The organism is Ignavibacteriota bacterium (assembly GCA_013285405.1).
Taxonomy (GTDB): Bacteria; Bacteroidota; Ignavibacteria; order Ignavibacteriales; family Ignavibacteriaceae; genus IGN2.
Map to the genome: position 1 here is coordinate 1643967 of CP053446.1, position 22048 is coordinate 1666014.

18 protein-coding genes are annotated in these 22048 nt (G+C 34.3%); 10 read left to right on the forward strand and 8 right to left on the reverse strand.

What is annotated here, in order from left to right:
* Nucleotides 1-2: 2 nt before the first annotated feature.
* The gene (locus HND39_07145) at nucleotides 3-1145 is read left to right on the forward strand and encodes a hypothetical protein (GenBank protein ID QKJ96077.1); all 1143 of its coding nucleotides are present in this window, start codon (nucleotides 3-5) and stop codon (nucleotides 1143-1145) included.
* A gap of 33 nt (nucleotides 1146-1178) precedes the next feature.
* On the opposite strand, the gene HND39_07150 is transcribed toward HND39_07145, so the two are convergent.
* A complete protein-coding gene (locus HND39_07150) occupies nucleotides 1179-2330 on the reverse strand; it encodes a T9SS type A sorting domain-containing protein (GenBank protein QKJ96078.1) in 1152 nt (383 codons plus the stop codon).
* Nucleotides 2331-2550: 220 nt separating this feature from the next.
* Between HND39_07150 and HND39_07155 the strand changes: the two genes are divergently transcribed.
* Nucleotides 2551-3390, forward strand: a complete 840-nt coding sequence (locus tag HND39_07155; GenBank protein ID QKJ96079.1) for an alpha/beta hydrolase — start codon at nucleotides 2551-2553, stop codon at nucleotides 3388-3390.
* A gap of 122 nt (nucleotides 3391-3512) precedes the next feature.
* On the opposite strand, the gene HND39_07160 is transcribed toward HND39_07155, so the two are convergent.
* The 3 genes from HND39_07160 to HND39_07170 form a co-directional block, all read right to left on the reverse strand.
* Nucleotides 3513-4427 carry a DUF1684 domain-containing protein gene (locus HND39_07160; protein ID QKJ96080.1) on the reverse strand — a complete coding sequence of 305 codons (915 nt, stop codon included), beginning with the start codon at nucleotides 4425-4427 and terminating at the stop codon, nucleotides 3513-3515.
* 110 nt (nucleotides 4428-4537) lie between these two features.
* Nucleotides 4538-5803 (reverse strand): T9SS type A sorting domain-containing protein, encoded by a 1266-nt coding sequence (locus tag HND39_07165; GenBank protein ID QKJ96081.1) that lies wholly within the window; start codon nucleotides 5801-5803, stop codon nucleotides 4538-4540.
* 137 nt (nucleotides 5804-5940) lie between these two features.
* Nucleotides 5941-6915, reverse strand: coding sequence for a site-specific DNA-methyltransferase (locus HND39_07170; GenBank protein ID QKJ96082.1), 975 nt, complete (start codon nucleotides 6913-6915; stop codon nucleotides 5941-5943).
* Between the two features lie 144 nt (nucleotides 6916-7059).
* On the opposite strand from HND39_07170, the gene HND39_07175 reads away from it, so the two are divergent.
* The 3 genes from HND39_07175 to HND39_07185 are packed head-to-tail and all read left to right on the forward strand — an operon-like array spanning nucleotide 7060 to nucleotide 10548.
* On the forward strand, nucleotides 7060-8094 hold the full coding sequence (locus tag HND39_07175; GenBank protein QKJ96083.1) for a glycosyltransferase family 9 protein: 1035 nt from the start codon (nucleotides 7060-7062) through the stop codon (nucleotides 8092-8094).
* Nucleotides 8095-8110: 16 nt separating this feature from the next.
* Complete coding sequence (locus HND39_07180; GenBank protein QKJ96084.1) at nucleotides 8111-9643, forward strand: glycosyltransferase family 39 protein; 1533 nt, start codon at nucleotides 8111-8113, stop codon at nucleotides 9641-9643.
* The gene (locus HND39_07185; GenBank protein ID QKJ96085.1) at nucleotides 9640-10548 is read left to right on the forward strand and encodes an EamA family transporter; all 909 of its coding nucleotides are present in this window, start codon (nucleotides 9640-9642) and stop codon (nucleotides 10546-10548) included. Before HND39_07180 ends, HND39_07185 begins: the two co-directional genes overlap by 4 nt.
* Nucleotides 10549-10580: 32 nt before the next feature.
* Here the strand turns inward: HND39_07185 and HND39_07190 are convergent, their stop codons facing one another.
* On the reverse strand, nucleotides 10581-11339 hold the full coding sequence (locus HND39_07190) for a PEGA domain-containing protein (GenBank protein ID QKJ96086.1): 759 nt from the start codon (nucleotides 11337-11339) through the stop codon (nucleotides 10581-10583).
* A 585-nt stretch (nucleotides 11340-11924) separates the two neighbouring features.
* Here HND39_07190 and HND39_07195 point away from each other — a divergent pair.
* A complete protein-coding gene (locus HND39_07195; GenBank protein ID QKJ96087.1) occupies nucleotides 11925-12521 on the forward strand; it encodes a diheme cytochrome c-553 in 597 nt (198 codons plus the stop codon).
* Nucleotides 12522-12591: 70 nt separating this feature from the next.
* Here HND39_07195 and HND39_07200 read toward each other — a convergent pair whose 3' ends face one another.
* Nucleotides 12592-13011 carry a hypothetical protein gene (locus HND39_07200; GenBank protein ID QKJ96088.1) on the reverse strand — a complete coding sequence of 140 codons (420 nt, stop codon included), beginning with the start codon at nucleotides 13009-13011 and terminating at the stop codon, nucleotides 12592-12594.
* Between the two features lie 184 nt (nucleotides 13012-13195).
* Here HND39_07200 and HND39_07205 point away from each other — a divergent pair, with 184 nt between their 5' ends.
* From HND39_07205 to HND39_07220, 4 genes are all read left to right on the forward strand, one after another.
* On the forward strand, nucleotides 13196-14500 hold the full coding sequence (locus HND39_07205) for an insulinase family protein (protein QKJ96089.1): 1305 nt from the start codon (nucleotides 13196-13198) through the stop codon (nucleotides 14498-14500).
* Nucleotides 14501-14544: 44 nt separating this feature from the next.
* Entirely contained in the window at nucleotides 14545-15948 is a 1404-nt protein-coding gene (locus HND39_07210; GenBank protein ID QKJ97916.1) for an insulinase family protein, read from the forward strand.
* Between the two features lie 166 nt (nucleotides 15949-16114).
* The gene (locus HND39_07215; protein ID QKJ96090.1) at nucleotides 16115-17521 is read left to right on the forward strand and encodes an amino acid permease; all 1407 of its coding nucleotides are present in this window, start codon (nucleotides 16115-16117) and stop codon (nucleotides 17519-17521) included.
* Nucleotides 17521-18105, forward strand: a complete 585-nt coding sequence (locus tag HND39_07220; GenBank protein QKJ96091.1) for an isoprenylcysteine carboxylmethyltransferase family protein — start codon at nucleotides 17521-17523, stop codon at nucleotides 18103-18105. The genes HND39_07215 and HND39_07220 overlap by 1 nt, the downstream gene beginning before the upstream one ends.
* Nucleotides 18106-18107: 2 nt before the next feature.
* On the opposite strand, the gene HND39_07225 is transcribed toward HND39_07220, so the two are convergent.
* On the reverse strand, nucleotides 18108-20147 hold the full coding sequence (locus tag HND39_07225) for a T9SS type A sorting domain-containing protein (GenBank protein QKJ96092.1): 2040 nt from the start codon (nucleotides 20145-20147) through the stop codon (nucleotides 18108-18110).
* A gap of 182 nt (nucleotides 20148-20329) precedes the next feature.
* Nucleotides 20330-21991 carry a T9SS type A sorting domain-containing protein gene (locus tag HND39_07230; protein QKJ96093.1) on the reverse strand — a complete coding sequence of 554 codons (1662 nt, stop codon included), beginning with the start codon at nucleotides 21989-21991 and terminating at the stop codon, nucleotides 20330-20332.
* Between the last annotated feature and the right edge of the window lie 57 nt (nucleotides 21992-22048).

A 22048-nucleotide genomic window follows, 5' to 3' on the forward strand; every position in this document is an offset into this window, starting at 1 on the left:
AATTGAATAAAAAACAAAAATATTTATTTGTATATCTTAAAACCGGCGGAGGTCATCTGGCTCCTGCACGTGCGATATTCAATTTTATGAATAAATATTATTCAGACACTGCCGAACCAAAATTAATTTATGGCTTTGAAAAAACTCCGAGATGGGTTCAATACATAATTGAAGATGGTTACCGGATGCTGCAGTACACGGGCAAGTGGTTTTTCGAATTTCTTTATGCATTTAATAAAATTCCTTTGATAGCGAGAATAAGTTGTAATTTGCTTGCCCCGTTCATGATTAAATATCTTGAAGAAACGATAGACAATGAAAAGCCTGATAAAATTGTCATCTTCCATTTCTTTCTTAACATCCCGATTTATCGAATTCTCAGGAAGAAAAACCTTTCCATAAAAGTTGAAACAGTAATCACTGATCCGTTTACTCCACATCCAATGTGGTTCCTCAGAAAGAAACAGAATTTTATCGTATTCAGTGATGATTTAAAAGAAAAAGTTCTGAGCAAAAAACGAGGATATAATGTACAGATGTTTCCCTTTGTAATTGATGAAAAATTCTCAAAGCTTGTTTCGGAAGATCAGGTTATTATATTAAAAAAGAAATTTGAATACGATCCGCGGAAAAAAATGCTTTTGATTCTTGGAGGTGGTGATGGTATTCCAAAAGGAGAAAAAATTCTTGAAGAGATTCTTGCTTCAAAACCTGATTACGAAATAGGGATTGTCTGCGGTAAAAATGAAGCATTGAAAAAAGGTTCTGAAAAATTGAAAGAAAAATATCAGGCAGCACATTTAAGAATTTACGGCTATGTTGATTTCATTTATGAACTGATTAGTGTTTCAGACGTGGTGTTGACGAAATGCGGTGCATCGACAATCATGGAGATTTTAAATCTAAAAAAAATTCCCGTTGTTAATGATTACATCTGGGAACAGGAACAAGGAAATGTTGATTACCTTGTTGAAAAAAAACTTGGAATCTATGAGCCAAAAATTAATAATCTGCCTGGCATAATAAAAAAGTTGTTAACTGATAATGAGTTTTATTCGTTTTACAGGAAGAACATTGAGACCGAAAAAATAGAAAACGGTTTGCCAATAGTCGCTCAGTTCATCCTTGATGGAACGACTCTGTAATTTGTATTTAAAATTACAATCAGAGTTTACTCGTTAAAAACCTCCACCGGTCTTAATAATTTTTGTAGTATAATTAACCGCTTCGTTTCGAATGACGAGAATATAAATTCCTGCAGTCAATTCCGAAAAATTTATTGATGCATTTGATGCGTTTTTTGTTATGCTGAGATTAAGTTTCTCTCCAAGAATTGAATAAACTGAAAGCTCCGTCTGATCAAGATCAATATAACTTCCACTAATACTTAAAATATTATTAACCGGATTTGGATAAGCTTTAACTTCTACGAATGAAGAATTCTGTTCTTCATCAACACTTACAACAGTAATGTTTTTGAAATAATATGTGTCACCATTTCCAGATCCAACAAACAAATCTTCTTTCTCATCGTTATCAATATCAACAAAAGTTGGTGTTGCGTTCGAAACAACATTAGATAATTCAAATGGATTTGTCAGCGAAACTCCAAAAGATGGAGTAGTCTTTGTTCCGGTATTTCGGAAGAAGATAATGTCACCACTTTCATTACCAATAAAAATATCATAGTCACCATCTTTATCAATATCACAAAAAGCAGGTTTGGATCTTGAACCCACATCATTCAATCCGAAAGGATTGTTAACAGAATTAGCCCATGAAGGAATAAACCTTGTTCCGATATTTCTGAAGAATAAAATATTTCCATCAAGCTGACCTGTGAACAAATCAAAGTCACCGTCATCATCAATATCTACTAAAACAGGAGCCACATTGCTGCCCAATCCTGAAATTCCAGCCGGATTATCGGAGATGTATGTAAAGTTTGGGTTTGAGGAACTTGAATTTCTTAAAAATACTATCCTGAAACCTGCTTCACCCATATAAAGATCGTAGTCACCGTCATCATCAATGTCTGCAAAGGCTGGTTTTGCACTATTCCCGACATCGAAAATTCCGAAGGCATTCCAGTACCAGATTGCAAATGCAGGTGAACTGATTGTTCCGTTATTCTTATAGTAAGCAGTGAAACCGTTGCCAAGTCCGGCAAAGCAATCGTAATCTCCATCGTCATCTATATCTACAAATGAAGGACTATTTAAAGCATTGGCGTTATCAAGATTGTAGGGATTTATAACAGGAGAGGAAAAGCTTTGTGAGAAAGCAACTCCTGAATATAGGATTAAGATCAGCATTGTTAAACGATTCATTATTGCACCTTTAAAGTAAAATATTCTTTATAAGTTTGTATTGGTTAAAGAACAAGCACCAAATAACTAAGGAATCAATTTTTATACCCAATAAACATAACTATCAAAGGCATAATAATAAATGAAAATGCAAAAATTTTCCGTTACAATGGTTTTAGAGTAATTCTTTCCGTTAGATTTTGTCTGACTGTAAAAAAGTTTTATCATCACGGAGTTAATAATGAAGCAGCTCTCAATTATTTCAATATTGATTGTTTTATCATGGTTACCGGTTTATCAACTGAACTCTCAAACAATATCGGGAGAAATCGGTAATCGAAGTTCTTTCCTTTACAATACAACCGAACAAAACATATATTCAGAATCAGTAAATGACACATTCCGGATTTTGGTTAGCCTTCCGGATAATTATTCATTGAACGAGCAGAAATATCCTGTGCTTTATGTTCTTGATGGTGACATTGCATTCGGAATGGCTGCAAGCATAGCACGTTATCTTCAGATTGGAGATAATATTCCTGAGTTGATTATTGTCGGAATAGGTTATGGGTCGATAGATAAATCAGCCGGAGAAAAACGGAAGCGAGATTACAGACCAACAAGTGCTAACGGAGCAGAAAACTTTTTAAGTTTTCTTGAAGAAGAATTAATTCCTCATATAGATTCGAACTACAGAACAGTTCCAGACGATAGAACAATAAATGGATACTCGATTGGCGGGTTGTTTGGGTTATATTCACTTTTTACCAAACCGGAAATTTTCAGCAGATACATTCTCGGAAGTCCAAGTTTATCCTGGGACGATTATTCGATTTTCAAGTATGAAGAAAATTCACCGGGTAAAATTTCAGATAAAAAGATAAATATTTTTATATCAGTTGGAAGTGAAGAATCTGATGAGAAATATTTTAATCCGATTGATAATCTGGTAACACAGATGCAGGAAAGAAAATATTCCGGAGTAAAACTCGAGGCAAAAGTTTTTGATGGTTCAACACATCTTGCAGGTCCACCGGAATCTTTAACTCACGGACTGCTATCCGTTTTTGGGAAAGAGTAAAACCACTAATTGATAAATTAATCACAGAGAGAAGCGAATAAAAATCTGATGAACAATTAGTTGAAATACTGATAGTAATAGAATTTATCTCACTACTTCTTTCTATTTACTCAATACTACTCTCAGTGATTTTCTCCGTACATCTTTTCGCCCGCAGTAACTTTTAACTTAATATAATTTTGTTTTGGAGGAAGCGGACAGGTTGCGTACTTTGTCAATACACAAGGCGGATTATATGCTTTGTTGAAATCAACGATTACTTTTCCGGTTGAATCAGTTTTACTATCCGTATATAAAAATCTTCCACCGCCATAAGTTTCTTCCCCGCTCGTACCATCAGCAAATATCAGCCAAAATCTGTCACCCGCATCAATTGCATCTAGTTTGTAAGATTGATTGTCTTTTGTAAATACAACGGCTCCGGGCGAAAGTTCTTCATCAATTTGTCCTAAAACATTTGGAACTTCAATTTTCTTCGGTGGATTGTAAACTTCGAAATCAGCAGTTATTCTCCAATCTTCATTGACCGGAAATCGTTTGATTCCGTTAAAGTTTTTTACATCTTGCGATTCAAGATCACGGAAACGAATTCCGTACAGAGTATCACGAACAATCAAATTCCATTTTATCGATCCGTATTGAAAAACAGTCATATCTTTTTTTGTATCACCAATCATTAACATTTCTTTTACTGGTTTTCCATTTAATAAAATTTCAACTCCATCATTTACTTTCATCGTAACAGTTGAATCTTCAAAAACAAAAACACCCATATAATCAGGGACTTTATCTGATTCAATAACAACATCGTTATTTTTTGCAGAGCCGAATTTATTTTCTCCACGATGAAGCCATGTTCTTCCAACAAGATTCAACCAGCCATCATCTGCTTTCAGTCTTTCAATTCTATGCTGATCCCATTTTTTAATTTCGTTTAAATATTCCGGTGATCCTTTGGTTTCGAGTGTTTCTGTATTGCAGGAATAAAAAAATATTATTGAAGTGAATACAAAGATTGAGTATATAAATTTTTTCATCAGTGATTTTCCGGATTTATTTGACGTGTAAAACTACCGTAATGAATAGAAAGTTCAAATGAAAAGTTGCGTTATCTCTGCGGCTAAAATGCTACAGGAGTATAAACAAATTACCTGAGATAAACCATTTTCCTGATTTGAGTGAAGGAGCCAATTTGAAGTTGATAAAAATATATTCCGCTAGCCAAAGCTGAGCCTGATCGGCCTGGTAAGTCAGTTGCGCTGAACTCAATTTCATATTTGCCCGATTGTTTTTCTTCATTCACTAGTGTTACTATTTCATTTCCCAAAACATCATAGACTTTTAGCCTAACAAATGACTGTTCACTAATGAAAAATGATAATGTTGTAGATGGATTAAATGGATTTGGATAATTCTGATATAATTGAAAATCATCAACTGTTTTGGGTTTATCATCAACTGAAACAACAATTGGATAAATTAAGGCAGTTTTATTTTTACCAACTGCTAACCCGGGCCCCCATTCAACACCTCCGCCAGAAATATGAACACGAAATAAATCATTTGTTGTAAGTTGACCTGTATCAAGTATCCATGTTTCTCCTGCGTCAGTCGTTTCCATGATCAATCCGTTATCTCCAACTGTGAAACCAAAGTAACTGACAAGATAAACATCGTTTAAATTTCTATTAATCGGATCAGGATTTTGTTTTTGAATCCATGTAATTCCGCCATCAGTTGTTTTAGCGATGTAACCAGAATTTCCGACTATTAAGCCGTAATATTGATTCCAGAAGTAAACGGAATTCAATTTAACATTCGAAGTAAATTGTTTAGAAAATGTAAATCCATCATAAAGATAAACTGAAGAATCACCAACAAGCCAGACTTTCTCTTCATTATATGGAAAACTTATTTTAACAAAATGTGTTGAATATCCACTTTGTATCACCACTAAATTTGTATCTTCAATTATTCCGATGGTTCCATTGTTTCCACAAACATATCCTTTCGGATTATAAATGTCGTATCCGAAAGCGATGTCATTGATCTGGTCACCCATTGATCCAAGATAATCCCAGCTTTGGCCCTCGTCAGTTGTTTGATAAAGGTTACTATCGGTACCACAAATAAATCCGAAAGAATAATACAAAAAATAAAGTGCTGTAATTGGTGACGGTGTTTGAATTGTTTCCCAAGATCCAGCCCAGAAATAACTTCTGTAAACTTCTGATACCGAACTGGAAGAAACGTAACTTGTCCAGCGATCCACTACGATAACATCTGACAATTTATTTAAGCTATCACCAGGAATCAGAGTACTGATATTTTCCCAAGGCGAGGTTTGCGAATAAAGAAGACCATTAAGGGTCAAAAGAAGAACACTCAACAGTAAGAAGAAATAATTTTTCATTTTTTTTCCTTTCTTTTAGTGTCGATGTTTTAAATCTAACGATTTATGAATGCTAATCCAAATTAAGATGAGCGGAAAAATTTGCATTCTTTCAACAGCTTAATAAGACAAAAGGAAAATTTCAAAATTTTTTACTTTTAAATTTCGATTTCCGGGAACGGATTATTCCACTGCCATCCTGTTTTCTTTGTTTTGCGGTAATGTTCGAGTCGTCGAATGGAAAGTTCAGCGAACAGAGGATCAATTTCCATCGCATAACATTTTCGATTAAGAATTTCAGATGCAAGAAGAGTAACTCCGCTGTGACTGAAAAAATCCGCAACAAGATTATTTTTTTTGCTGCTTGCTTGGATTATTCTTGAAATAGATTTCAACGGTTTTTGAGCATACGCACCGGGAACATTTTCTTCCATTCTGTAAAACACTTGTTGAATATCTACCCAAACATTTCCAGGACGAATAAAGCCAGATTTACTTCGTTCAAAATTGTCAACTACTTTGCCATTAACTTTTTTATAATAACCACCGAGAATTTTTGGAATATCAGTATAAATAACTTTGAAATGAGGATTGCCTTTTGTGTAATAGAGAAGTTCCTGTCTGACTGACATCCAGTTTTTTTGTGTTCCATAACCTCTTTGGTTTCTCATCGTGATGAAACTTCTGCTTTTCAATTCTTCAAACTCTCTCATCATTATCATAAATTCCGGTAATGGCTGAAATCCATCATTCTGATCCGCACCAAGCCAGATATAAAGCGATGAATCTTTATCAAGAACTGATAAAACATTAAAAATCCACTTTCGTGAGAACTCGATGTAATCAATTATACTAATCTTGGAAAGATTTTGAGTGTTGACATTTCCAACAACAACATTGTACGGTGGATCGTTTATAACAAGCTTTGCTTTTTCTTTCCCAAATAGCTTTTTAGTATCTGATATGCTGGTTGCATCAAGCACACCCACTTTGTGCTTTCCTTTCGGATCAATCCAGATATCTCCTCTTTTTAATCTGCAATATGGGAGAATTTTTTTCCTCAATTCATCATTAATATCGAGACGGGTTAATTTTTCTTTTGTGCTTTTTAATTGCGATTTATTCTTTAACATTATTATGAATTAATTGTGTATTTAAAATTAATCAAAAGAGGTTTAAGTCTTTACTAACCATTATTTTTACACTGAAGTTTTTTTGATGTGCAACTAAAGTCGAAACTAAAGCTTCAATTAAATTTTAATTGTATTTTTCAGAAAATGAGCCGCATCCAGAATAAAAATAACCTGCGAATCATAATCGCACGAATTGACCGCATCGGTGATGTTGTTTTATCAACTCCAATCTCACGCGAAATAAAAAGAGTTTATCCGGATAGTTTCGTTTCTGTTCTTGTGAAAAAATACACCAAAGATATTTATCTCAACAATCCTAACGTCGATGATATCATTCTGTATGATGGAGATGATGAAAAAAATCCCAAATCATTCTGGCAATTAGCTGGTGAAATAAGAAGATTAAAATTCACATATGCATTTATGCTTCTGCCCAATGAAAGACTGAACTGGATTTTATTCTTTGCTGGAATTCCGAATCGTATTGGAGTTGGGCATAAGCTTTATCAGTTTTTAAGTTTTTCAAAATACGTTGACAGGAAAAAATATATTCCATTGCGACACGAGGCTGATTACTGTCTTGATATGATTAGAAAAATCGGAATTAAACCAAAAAGTATTAACCCGGAAATCTTTTTATCATCCGAAGAAAAATTGAGAAGAGATGAAATAAAAAAGAAGCTTTCATCTGATTCGCAAATAATAATTGGAATAAATACAACAAGTGGAAAATCGTCACCGAATTTGACCATAGATGAATATAGAAAATTAATTATCAAATTAACTAATGAAAAAAATATTCGGGTTGTTGTAACCGATAACGCTCCTCCGGTTGAAATTCAGAATATTAGTAACGTAATTTATCCCAATGTTGGTTTATCGCTCAGAGATTCAATAATAAATTTCAGTGCTCTGGATGTACTTATCTCAGCAAGTACCGGACCTATGCACATTTGTGCTGCATTAAAAGTTCCTACTATTTCTTTGTTCTGTTCGTTACCAGCATGTTCTCCGAAACTTTGGGGACCGCTTGGAAACAAATCAGAAATAATTTTGCCGGATGAAAATTATTGTCAAACAATTTGTTCAGGAGATCCACACAATTGTGATTTCAGCGGTGAAGGAGGAATTGATTGGGAAATAGTCTATCAGAGAATAAAATCATTTTTGATACAATAATTAGATTTCATTGAAAATGGAAGACAAAAAAATCCCTAATAATCTGACTGTAATTATTGTTTTTATTGCTGCAATGAATCTTCTTATTTACCTGATCACTCAAGTTTTTTTTGCTTATGGAATTTTTCGCGACGAACTTTATTATCTGGCGTGTGCAAACAGACTTGATTTTGGATATGTTGACCATTCGCCGCTATCAATCTGGATACTTGCTTTCTGGAAATTTTTCTTTGGTGATTCAATGTTTGTTATCAGAATAATTCCTGCAATAATCTCTTCCGTTTCTGTTTTTATGATTGGATTGTTTACAATTAGATTAGGTGGAAATAAAATAGCGATCACTATTGCTACGATCCCGTTTATGTTTTCACCGATTTTTCTCGGTATGAATACAATCTACTCAATGAACGTTTTCGATTTTCTCTTCTGGATTTCTTCGTCATATATTTTTCTTAGAATTATTCAAACCAGGGACAAAAAACTCTGGCTGTTGCTTGGAATTGTCATTGGCTTTGGACTACTGAACAAAACAAGCAATCTATGGTTGTGTTCAGGAATTGCGGTGGGAATACTTTTCACTCCATTGAGAAAAGAATTAAAAACAAAATACCCCTATATTGCCATAGCGATTGCATTTTTAATTTTCTCACCATATATATTCTGGAACATCACGCACGACTTTGCCCATCTTGAGTTTATGAGAAATGCGGCCTCCAGAAAGTACGGAGGATTAACTCCTGTTTCTTTTATCCTTGACCAAATATTAATTCTTAATCCGTTATCAATTCTTATATGGTTGCCGGGAATAATTTTTTATTTCTTTAATAAAACAGAGAAGAAATATAGGGCTGTCGGTTTCATCTGGCTTACAACTTTCATTATTCTTTTTATCAATTGGTACAGCAAAGGAGAATACATTGCTGCAGCATACCAAATACTTTTTGCGGGTGGTGCAGTAATGATAGAGAAATGGAGTTTGCAAAAGAGATGGATTAAATATGCAGTAACTGTCCCAGTTATTATAATTGGAATTATGTTCGCACCTTTTGCGCGTCCAATACTCTCGGTGAAAACTTTTCTTGAATATCAGAATGCTATAGGATTAAAACCTCCGAGCAATGAAGGACATGAAACAGTGTTACCACAATTCTACTCAGATATGTTCGGATGGGAAGATCTTGCAAGGAATGTTTCTGATGTTTATCAATCACTTCCTGAAAAAGAAAGAAAAAACACGGTTGTTTATTGCGGCAATTACGGTGAGGCTGGTGCAATTGAATATTACAGCAAAAAATATCCGCTGCCGGAAGTAATTTGTCCGCATAACAACTACTGGTATTGGTGGACTGATGATAATATAAATACAACAATTATAATAATCGGCGGGGAACTTGAGGAACATCTTGAAGCTTTAGAAGAAGTTTATAAAGCAGGTTTTCATCAAACAAAATTTGCAATGCCATACGAAAATAGTTTACCTATTTATATCGGGAGAAGATTGAAGATATCATTGGAAGAAATACGACGAAGTGATAAAATATTTATATGACTAAACCTCATTATCATCTTTCAGCAATTCTGCTTGCACTGCTTGTTACATTTCTCTGGTCAACCTCATTCGTTATAATAAAGATCGGACTTGTTGAAATTCCGCCACTAACTTTTGCAGGACTGAGGTACACAATTGCGTTTATATGTCTTCTTCCATTTGCATTTACAAAAACCAATTCATCAATAATTAAAAAGTTAAATAAAAAAGATTGGTGGAAGCTTATTTTACTTGGGTTTTTATTTTATGCATTTACTCAGGGAACACAGTTTATCGGACTTTCACTTCTTCCCGCAGTTACTGTGAGTTTGTGGTTGAACTTCACGCCTCTCATCGTTGCATTTATGGCAATTCTTTTTCTAAATGAGTTTCCAACAAAACTCCAGTGGATTGGGGTTTTGATTTTCATCATTGGAATCTTCACATATTTCTTTCCGGTTGAATTAAATCAAAATCAGACTACAGGATTAATTGTTATGACAATCGGTGTGTTTGCCAATGCTGCTTCTGCTGTTCTCGGAAGAAATATTAATCGTGAGAATAAATTAAATCCACTCGTTGTAACAGTAGTCAGTATGGGAATTGGTTCAATAATTCTGCTGATAACCGGATTAACGATTCAGGGAATTCCATCCATAAGTTTTCAAAACCTTTTATTCCTTCTTTGGCTTGCCATTGTGAATACAGCTCTCGCTTTTACAATCTGGAACTTTACACTTCGTACTCTATCAGCAATGGAATCAAGCATTATTAACGGCACAATGTTAATACAAATTGCTGTTCTCGCCTGGCTATTTCTTGATGAATTTATTTCATTAAAGGAAGGAATCGGAATGCTGATGGCTGCTGCTGGTGTATTGCTTGTTCAGTTAAGAATCAGAAATAAAAAACCCCCATCGGTTTGAGATGAGGGTTTACATTTACAAATAATATTTTATCATTTAAAACGATTGTCCTGAACTTCTTTATTATAATACCATTGAACATCAACATAAGCCGGATCCCCAGGTCCTGAACCACCACCACGGTTTACAATTAAGAATTTCGAATAATGATCATCATCATCATATAAAAAAACATAATTGTCTTCGGACTTGTCAACGTTATTTGCCCAGGTTTCCGTATTTCTAAGAGGTGAATCCGATCCGTCTAATAGATTAGTTCCCGGGCCAACCAGGAAATCTGTTTCTTTAATTAAACCGGCAAAATGAGAACTTCGAATTAAGTGGGATGAACCAGTAGCATCGCTATAATAGTAAATATCTACAAGATTACTTGAGTCACTACTAATTCCCCATCTATTTCCACTCGAAAGATCTAAACCGCTTGGTAAAGACTGTGAGTTGGCTGATTCATAAATTCTTACAGGATTAAATGATATTGTTTGAATATCTGATTCCAGCTCAATTGGTCCAACGGTAATTCTTTCATCAGCAATAATATTTACTGAGAAAGTAGTGTCCACGTATTCAATTCTTTTTAAAGTGATATCATGAACTCCTTCTTCAATATCGAAAACGGTGTCATTTGTTGTTTGCATAGTATTCATTCCGTCTATCCATATTTGGGCACCATCTGGGAATGAGGTTATTAAAAGATTCCCTTCTGGTAATCGTGGTGAAGCAGGCTCATCCGAACATGAGTTAATTAGTAAAATAACCAATAGAGCTTGCATCAGATAGAACATATTTTTCATTGTGCTCTCCTTATTTTTGTTAAAACAAAAGCAAATTTTGAGCCATTTCAATTCTTGATAAATTAATTATAATATTTATTTGTACTCCTACGAAATTGATTATTCAGCAAAATTTATATTAAAATTTGATGAAAATTTCAGAGGAGCGTATTGTAATGTATTTATATGTTGTTGAAAGTGGGATTTCTAAATGGCTTCTGTTACTCAAAAGTAGTTAATTTTACAATCGATAAATCTGGTCTAAATGCCTTAAAATTTCTATAATGATTAACTCACTTTGAATGTTTAAGAATGTATATCATACAAATGGAAGCTATTTAACTTGTTATATTATAATAGCAGAAAAAATGACGCGGGTAATATAATTGACTATGCAATTTATATACTGCGTAAATTGTTGAATTCCTGTTAAACTTTGTTTTTTAATACATATTAAATAATTTTGAACAGCAATTAAGTGAACCGTTAACTGAACATAATTGTTCAGAAACATCCAATCATCTGGTTCATTAAAAATTACTAATCTCTGCCGCGAAGCTACCGGTCAAAAATTATTATTTAATAACACACAACTGAGGAGTTGCTATGCACAAAAAATTTTTGTATGCAGGGGTTGCAGTACTATTATTTTCTTTCCTGACTTTTACAGGATGTAAACAGGATGATATGCCAAAAGCCAAAACACACGAAGAGATGGTGGCTTTAGGTAAATATATCGTTACTACAGGGGGATGTGAAGATTGTCACTCACCCAAAATTTATACTGAGAAAGGACCGGAGTTCGATACAACAAGAAGTCTTTCTGGTTTTCCAGCCAATGAGACATTGCCAGATATAGATTTGAATATGGTTACACCCGGCAAATGGGTAATGACTGAAAAGAATTTCAGTGCCTGGGTGGGTCCGTGGGGAATTTCTTATGCATCAAACATTACTCCGGATAAAGCAACGGGCATTGGAACATTGACAGAAGAAATGTTTATCAAATCTTTTAGAGAAGGTAAATATATGGGTGTTGGCAGACCACTTCTTCCTCCAATGCCATGGCAAGTTATTGGTAAAAAGACGGATGAAGATCTTAAAGCAATTTATGCATACCTGATGTCCATAAAACCGATACATAATATGGTACCACAACCAACGCCTCCTGATAAAATAATGGAGATGCAAACCAAAAAATAATGTGTAATTAAATCTGAATTAACAAAAAGCACTCTTATAATTTATCGATAGGGGTGCTTTTTATTTTTAACTATACGTGCGAGAAAAGAATAAGCATTACAATAGAAATTATCACACCAAATAAAGCTTGAATTATCACTTGTGTTTTTGTGAGTATCTTTTTTATAAAACCGAAAGGTGTCCATCTTAACCAATGCCAATGTTCTGGCACAGGTTTTTGCAAGAATAAATAGTAGAGAATATCCTGCACACCAAAAATTTTTAACGTTATTCCGGAAAGAGCAGGTATCCATCCAAAAATTAATCCCGCAGCAATGAATAATAGTAAATCAAACATTATTTGATTTATACGATATGCTTTAATAATTTCCTTTTCGGGCATTGTTGTGGTTCTGCGAATCAGAGTGAAATGATATCCGAAAATGTCAAAAAGATTACTTAGAAGTATAAATAATACAGGAACTGCAAAAATTGTATAAAGTGAAAGCAAAGTGAAAAGTAAAACGAGCAGAAAATTTAATCCTGTTAATTTGTAGAAGAATATGTTTTTAAGAGTTTCCAGTTTTACGGATAATATTTAATAAAGATATAACCGATTATAACAAATATTTATCAGATTGCAGTTACTATATGTATTTTTGGAATAGATAAAAACAAATTTCAGAGAAAATAATATGAAAGTAGTCATAACACTTATAATCTTTGCAGCATCACTGTTTGCACAGGTAACGGCAGAAGATGTTCAGTCATTTACATTAAGAAACGGAATGGAAATTTTTGTGCTTGAGAACAGTTCCATCCCGAATGCAAATATGTATTTGTTTTATAAAGTAGGATCAAGAAATGAGCATACCGGAATAACCGGCATATCACATTTTTTCGAACATATGATGTTCAATGGTGCAAAAAAATTCGGTCCAAAAGAGTTTGACAGAACAATGGAAGCGAGTGGCGGTGCTAATAATGCGTATACAACTGAAAACATAACAGCATACACTGATTGGTTTCCGAGTTCAGCACTGGAAATTATTTTTGAACTTGAATCTGATAGAATTGCTCATCTGAATTTTGACAGTTCAATGATTGAAAGCGAACGTGGAGTTATTCTTTCTGAAAGATCAACAGGACTTGAGAATAATCCGATGGAAGAGCTCTGGCAGGAAGTTCAGGCAACAGCTTTTATCGCTCATCCATATATGTGGCCAGTTATCGGATGGGAATCAGATATAAAAAACTGGACGAAGCAAGATCTTGAAAATTATTTTCACACATATTATGCGCCAAATAACTGTGTTGTTGTTATTTCAGGCGATGTAAAATTTGATGACGTTAAAATGTTCGCTGAAAAATATTTTGGATCGATTCCATCAGGACCAGAACCAAGAAAAGTTCACACAATTGAACCACCACAAACTGGTGAGAGAAGAGTATTTGTTCAGAGAGAAGTTCCCACGCCATACTTGATGATAACTTATCACGTTCCTCAATCAGGAAGCGAAGATTATTATGCACTTGATCTGTTAAATTCAATTTTATCACAGGGAAGATCATCAAGACTTTACAGTTCTCTTGTTGAAGATAGTCAGCTTGCGCTTGAAGCAGATTCATATTATGGTGAAGCTTTCGATCCAACACTATTTTATTTACTTGGAGTTTGCAATGATGGAATTAAAGCTTCTGAACTTGAGAAAGCTATGCTGGATGAAATTCAAAAAATAATCGATGAAGGCATTAATGAGAACGAATTACAAAAAGTTAAAAATCAGAAGTTGATGGAATTTTATAAAACGCTGGAAACGATCAATGGCATGTCAAATACAATCGGCACGTATGAATTATTCTTCGGAGATTATAAAAAACTCTTTTCAGCGCCCGATGATTACAAAAAAGTTACTGCTGATGATATTAAAAGAGTTGCTGCAAAATATTTCACCAAAGAAAACCGGACGGTTGGAATACTTAATACGGAGGAAGAATGAAAATGAAATCAATGCAAAATAAAAATGGAAACTTGAATGATTGTATGAGTGTATGGACATACAACTACATACAACCATTCATCCATACAATCATTGTCATAATAATTTTAAGCACAACTGCTTTCCCACAGTTTAAGTTACCTGAATATGAAACGATTACTTTAGATAACGGAATTACAGTTTATTTAATGGAGAAAAAGGATGTTCCGTTAATTTCATTCTCTGCTGTTTTTGATGGAGGCGCAGTTAAAGATGCATCGGTCCCAGGCATTGCATCATTCACAGCAGAAGCAATTCGATTTGGAACAACAAACTTTACGAAATCCCAGATCGATTCCATCTTCAACTTTTATGGCAGCAATATCAGTACGTACGCAACTGCAGATTATTCAGGCTTGTACACTCAGTTTATGAAAGAAAGTACGGAGACACTTCTATCCGTAGTTAAAGAAATTATACTCACACCAACATTTCCTGAAGCTGAAATTGAAAAACGAAAACAGAGATGGATTGCTGAATTAGAACAGGCTAAAGAAAGTCCACGTTCGGTTATTGGAAGTTATTTTAACAAATTTCTATTTGGTGATTCACCTTATGGAAATCCGGTTGATGGCACCAAGTCAGGCATAACCACTATTAATATTGAAAAGATAAAAGATTTTTATTCAACTAATTACAGACCTGAAAGTTCAGCGATTGCAGTTGTCGGAGATTTTAATTCATCCGAAATGAAAAAAATAATTGAAAAATATTTTGGCGGTTGGAAAAATAACTCGCCCAAAATGCTGAGTGATATCAGAATGTGGAATAAAACATTTGACAGTCCGGCAGTTTATCTGATCAATAAAGAAAATGCAACCGAAACAACTTTTATGATTGGCGGTTATGGAATCTCAATGAGCAATCCTGATCAAACTCAATTGGGAGTAATAAACACAATACTTGGTGGAAGATTTACTTCCTGGCTAAATGATGAGCTGAGAGTTAATTCAGGATTAACTTATGGTGCACGAAGTCGCTTTGCACAATACAAAAGCTCCGGAACATTTTATATCAGCACGTTCACAGCTAATAAAAACACAGAAGCAGCAATAGATCTTGCACTTAAAACCTATCAGCGTTTATTTGAAAACAAGATCGACGAGAGAACATTAGCATCAGCTAAAAATTATGTGAAAGGACAATTTCCTCCTGATTACGAAACAATTGGTTCTCTCGCTGGTTTTCTTACGCAAAAATATGTTTACGGACTTGATGATTCCATAATTAATAATTTTGAGAATGAAGTAAATGAATTGACAATTGATAAAGCAAACGAGCTTATAAAAAAATATTTTCCAAAAGATAATCTGCAGTTTGTATTGATTGGAAAAGCAAGTGAAATCAAAGATACTGTTTCCAGATATGGAAAAGTAACCGAAAGGAATATTGAAGAAGATGGGTATTAAAAATTTATAATTTATAATTGATAATGTATAATTAAAAATATCAATCAATTAGTTTGAATTGAAATTATTATTTGTATTTTGATAATGAAAAATAAAATCAGAGATAATTGAATAATTCCTTAAATAATCTTTATAATTTCATTTTGAAATTAATTAATCTCACCGAATGCACGCGCAAAAGCCAGCAACTCAGTTAAAGAAAAGTTTATCACTGATTGCTGCTGTTATGGCTGTAGCCGGCTCGATGATCGGTTCCGGAATTTTTAGAAAGCCATCGACAATGGCTGAACAATTAATGTCACCGGAACTTTTGATAATTGTTTGGATTGCTGCTGGACTTATAACTTTTATTGGTGCATTATCAAATGCTGAAGTTGCCGGAATGATTGAAGCAACTGGCGGACAATATGTTTATTTCAGAAAAATGTATGGAGAATTTACTTCTTTCATTTATGGCTGGTCGGTTCTTTCTGTAATTCAAACCGGAAGTCAGGCAGCAATTGCTTATGTTTTCGGAGAATATCTTTGCTACTTCATAAAATTTCCACCGCTACCGGAATCAATTTCAAGCTTCACTTTGTTTATGCCTTTGGTTGGCAACATTCATCCATTTGCAGAATGGGGACCGAAACTTCTTGCAATCTTATGTATTCTTTTTCTTTCCGGAATAAATTATATCGGAGTTTATTTTGGTGGATTAGTTCAAACAATTGTTACGTTCGTAAAAATTGGTGTGATGATTTTTCTTTCTCTGGCATTATTCATTTTCGGTGATGGCAGTTTATCAAATCTGAGTTCCGGTTTTTCAATTTCACCTGAAACCTCAGCAAATCTTGTAGCTTTAATTGGATTATCACTTTCAGGTGCTTTCTGGGCTTATGATGGATGGAATAATGTTACATTTATTTCCGGCGAAGTAAAAAATCCACAGAGAAATATTCCGCTCAGTTTATTGTACGGTACTCTGATTGTTATAATTGTGTATGTATTAATTAATTTAGCCTACCTTTATGTAATGCCAATTGAAGAGATTGCAAATTCTCCATTAGTAGCAGCAGCGGCAGCAGAAAAAATATTTGGGAAAAATGGCGGAGCGATAATTTCTATTGCAGTAATCATATCAACGTTCGGTGCTGCGAACGGTAGCTTAATGGCAAGTGCAAGAGTTCCTTTTGCGATGGCTCGGGAGAAAATGTTTTTCAACTATCTTGGCAAAGTGCATCCACGTTTTGCAACACCACATACATCACTTGTTGTACAGGGAATAGTTTCAAGTCTTCTCGTTCTATCGGGTTCATTTGATACAATAACTGACTATGTAATTTTCGCGACCTGGTTTTTTTATATGCTCACTGCGTTTGGTGTTATTGTGCTGAGAAAAAAAATGCCGGATGTACCACGACCATATAAAGTGATTGGATATCCTTACACAATCTGGTTCTTTGTCATCTTCTCATTTGTGTTTCTGGTGAATTCAATTATCTCTGATTCAGAAAATGCAGCAATGGGTATGCTGCTGATTATGACCGGATTACCTCTTTATTTCTTCTGGAAATATTTTAGAAAGAATTAATGATGCTCGCAAATAAAATTTCTTTTGCAATTACTATTATTATGTGGATTGTTTTTGCGATTGCATTTCTTTTACTCAAAAGACGTCAAAAGCAAAATGAACAGAAGAAGAACAAACTTGCAATGATTGGAATGATGCTGGAAGGAGTTGGTTTTGCATTTGTATTTACAGTCAGAAGGGAACCCTTCACCAATATTTTTCAAATGAACTCTTCTATACAAATCTTGTTGACAATTTTTTCAGGAATTCTTGCAATTGCATCAGTGTGGTTGGGATTATCGGCTGTAAAAACACTTGGTAAACAATGGAATATTAAAGCACAGATAATTGAAGGTCACGAATTGATAACAACCGGTCCATATAAAATTGTTCGTCATCCAATTTATTCAGCACTGTTCGGTTTGCTGATAGTTACTGGTTACTCAATTACTCAGCTTTGGGCATTTATTATTGCAATCGTTTTTTATTTTATCGGTACAATTTTCAGAACAAGAGTTGAAGAACAATTGCTTATTCAACACTTCGGTGATCAATATGAAAAATACAAAAAGAAAGTTCCGGCAATAATCCCATTCATATTTTAAAACTATTTCATCAGCACAAGTTTTTTAGTTTCGATAAATTTATTTTCAACTTTTAACTGATAAAAATAAATTCCACTCGAGAGACCTTGCCTACCGGCAGGCAGGTTCTGACTTTCGTCAGAATGACTGTTGAATTCAATCTCATAACTTCCTGCAGTTTTTTCTTCATTCACCAATGCTGCAACTTCATTTCCCAACACATCAAAAACTTTTAATGTTACAAAACCGGTTTCCGGCAATTGATATCTGATTATTGTATTTGGATTAAATGGATTAGGATAGTTTTGTTCTAAAATAAATTCTGATGGGATATTTTCATCTTCATTGGCTGAAACCAAAACTGTGTTCGATATTTTAAGAACTATTTCGTTGTTTGGATCGAATACTAATTCAGTGGGTTGTTTGTTAAAATGAAAACTGAATAATCGATTATTTGTATCATTCATAGCTATAAATGTTGTATCAGTTAAATCGAAAAATTTTATTTTGATCTCAACGGGCATTTCAAAGAAAACAGTATTCTGCTGAGTTTGATTAATTGTTAACGCAACATCCCAATCCATATTTGATCCGGAGAAAGAATATGTGTTTTGATATACAGGATGATTTGGACTATAAACCCACTGATCAAAAAACCAATCATAATCTTCACCGGTAACGCTATTAACTTTATCATTTAAGATCGAGGTGTTTACAATATCATATTTATAAATTGGATCGGACGCATACGAATGTAATATTTCAAAGAAAAGTGAATCGCCAACCACATATCTCAACATATGCAGCACACATGAACCTTTCACATAAGTTATTGCAAAATTATAAAGAGTATTTATTCCGGGAGTTACCACTGACCAGGAAGGATTATAAATTGGCCAGCCTGGATTTCCACCAAAATAATTTTGTGCATGAATATTTATTTCCTGTTTATATGCTGAATAGCCATTTGTATATTCAAGCCATAATGCTTCGCAGTAAGTTGCGAATCCTTCGTTAAGCCAAACATCCGACCAGGTTGCTGGCGAAATAAGATCTCCGAACCATTGATGTCCGAATTCGTGTGCAACAAGAGCTTCATCCCAGCAGTTTGGACAAAGATGAATCAATGACTGGTCTTCCATTCCACCCCACGGGAACAAATTGTTTAAAGTCGCGAACCCATTTTTCTCGAAAGGATATTCTCCGAACAGATTTGAATAATGAGTCATCATCGGCATAATTTGTGTTTTGATATTGTTCAGGTTAGAAATGTTTTCACCAGTATTCCAGTAAAATCTAACAGGAATAGAATCGCCCGGTGAAAATGGATTTTGCCAGTAAAGAATATCAAGATTATAATTTACTTTTCCTGAAAGTGTCATAAGATAGGTTGCAATAGGATCCCGGCTTATCCAGTGATGATAAATTGTATCAGCGATTTGAACAGAGTCGGCGAGTCTGCCGTTTGAACCAAACTTCACAGTTGACGGAAACTTTGCTATCAGTTCGAAGGTTGCTTTATCGGAAGGATGGTCAACACACGGAAACCATTTTCTTGCACCTTCGGGTGCATTTGTTGTGAACACAAATCCATTACCAACATAAAATGCCTGATCCGAAACATTCAAATGCCGATAAAATATTTTAACACTAACCGTATCATCTGGCTGATACATATTATCGAGTTGAATATTAATATTGTTATTGGTATGCGTAAAGGAGATTGCAGATAATCCTACTGAATCAATTGTCAGCGAAGTATTAACTGCATCAAGATGAATTGAACTGAGTGCCGTATCAACTCTGAATGTTACTACTTCGGAAGCATTAAATGATCTTGGAAATGGAGTAAGGAAATTATTGTAGAGATCAAAATAAAGTTTGTAATGAACTACATTAAATGGATTATGCGGAGTGATCATTGAATAATTTGGGGAATAATTTTGATTATTTGTTTTTCCCTGAGAACAAACTTCCCATCCGGTTTGTGCGAACGTATTTTTAGTAACAACCGATAATGTAATAAAGTATGAAATTAATATTATCCGGTAATATGATTTCATTATGATACCCTTAAACTTTTAAATTGAAAACTTTAATGTCTTTATTTGAAGTAAACATAGTTTATACACCTTAAATATTCAAGCGAGTGAGCGAAGTTTTCGTATCAGAAAATAAAAAAGCCCCACGAGACTGTGGGACTTATGCGAGAAAACAGTTGATAGAAAAATTTTCGGGCGTTTTTCTATTTCAATAAAACGAGTTTTTTAGTTTCAATAAATTTATTTTCAACTTTTATCTGATAAAAATAAATTCCGCTTGCTATGTCAGGACTGTCCCGCACAGCGGGATGACCTACCGAAAATTCAACTTCATACTTTCCCGCAGTTTTTTCTTCATTAACCAATGTTGCAACTTCATTTCCCAACACATCAAAAACTTTTAATGTTACAAAACCGGTTTCTGGCAACTGATATTTAATTACTGTATTTGGATTAAACGGATTTGGATAGTTTTGATATAATTCAAACTGATTTGGAATAGCGTTGTTATCATTAACACCAGAAGTTTGAGATAATTTAACAGCCATAAAATCCTGGCTACCATTTGATCCTTCACCATCTCCCGCAGCATAAATATTTCCCGAATTATCTGCCCAAACACCAAATGCCCTTGACGAAACATTTTCATCATAAATATAATCCCAACCAGATGATCCGTCAGGATTAAATTTAACGACAATAAATTTAAAATGACTTCCATCGGAATTTGATTCACCACATACATAAATATTTCCGTTTTGATCTAATGCAATGTCTATGGGATCATCATCTAAATTATTTGGACCGTTGTAATATGAAACCCATTGTTGTATTCCTGCATTATCATATTTGATAACTGCAAAATCGTTATATCCCCCTCCACCGGTTCTTCTCACTCTTCCTGTAACATAAATGTTGCCATCACTATCCATAGTCATTGCTTCGGGAATATCCTGATTACCAGCTTCATCAAATTCTTCTCGCCAAACTACATCACCATTTGTGTTGATTTTTAATACTGCAAAATCAGAAGAGCCGGGTGAATTTTGCAACCAGCATAATAAGTAAACATTCCCGGTATCATCAACTGCAATATCAACTGCAAATTCGTTGAATGAATTATTCGATCCATTTATGTGAGAAGTCCAGAGTGTATCAAGGTTGCTGTTGTATCTAATAAGCACAACTTCCATCCCGTAATTTGGTCCACCGTAACAATATCCAGCGGAATAAATATTACCGTCATTATCCAGTATGATATTTGTACCATCAGCACCTGTGTTCATGACTTGTTCGAAATAATCCCAGTCAAGTTCGTTTCCATTCGCATCCAGTTTTATGGTTATCAATTTATAATAACTATTATTCGCTGGTGAACTTCTTCCCGTTACAAACACATTACCAACATTATCAACGTAAACATCATGAGCTTCTCCATCTGATTGACCAAGTGAATCAAAAACACATCTCCACAGCAAACTGCCACCTGCTGAATATTTTAGTGTGACGATTTTATATGCATTAGAATTCCATCTGCTTGTTCCGGTGACATAAACATTTCCATCATCATCGACGAACATTCCATAAGGTCGTTCAGTAGAATTTTGAGCCCCGTTAAAAACATTTTGCCATAATTCAGTTCCGGAAGAATTAATTTTGATTGTTAAAAAATCATTTCCCTGTCCACCAGATACGAAATAACCATAGCCACTCATATAAATATTTCCTGATTCATCGAAGATTACATTCTCAATTGTTTCAGGAATGTTACCGGGTGCATGGAAAAAATTTATCCATTCAGGTGATTGAGCGAAGTTAAAAATAGAAGTTGAAAGAATAATACCAGCTAATAAACTTATCCGCATTAGGAGCCTCCTTAAAAAATTTAAGATAAAATTAAATGGTTGGCATGATAAGTTCCG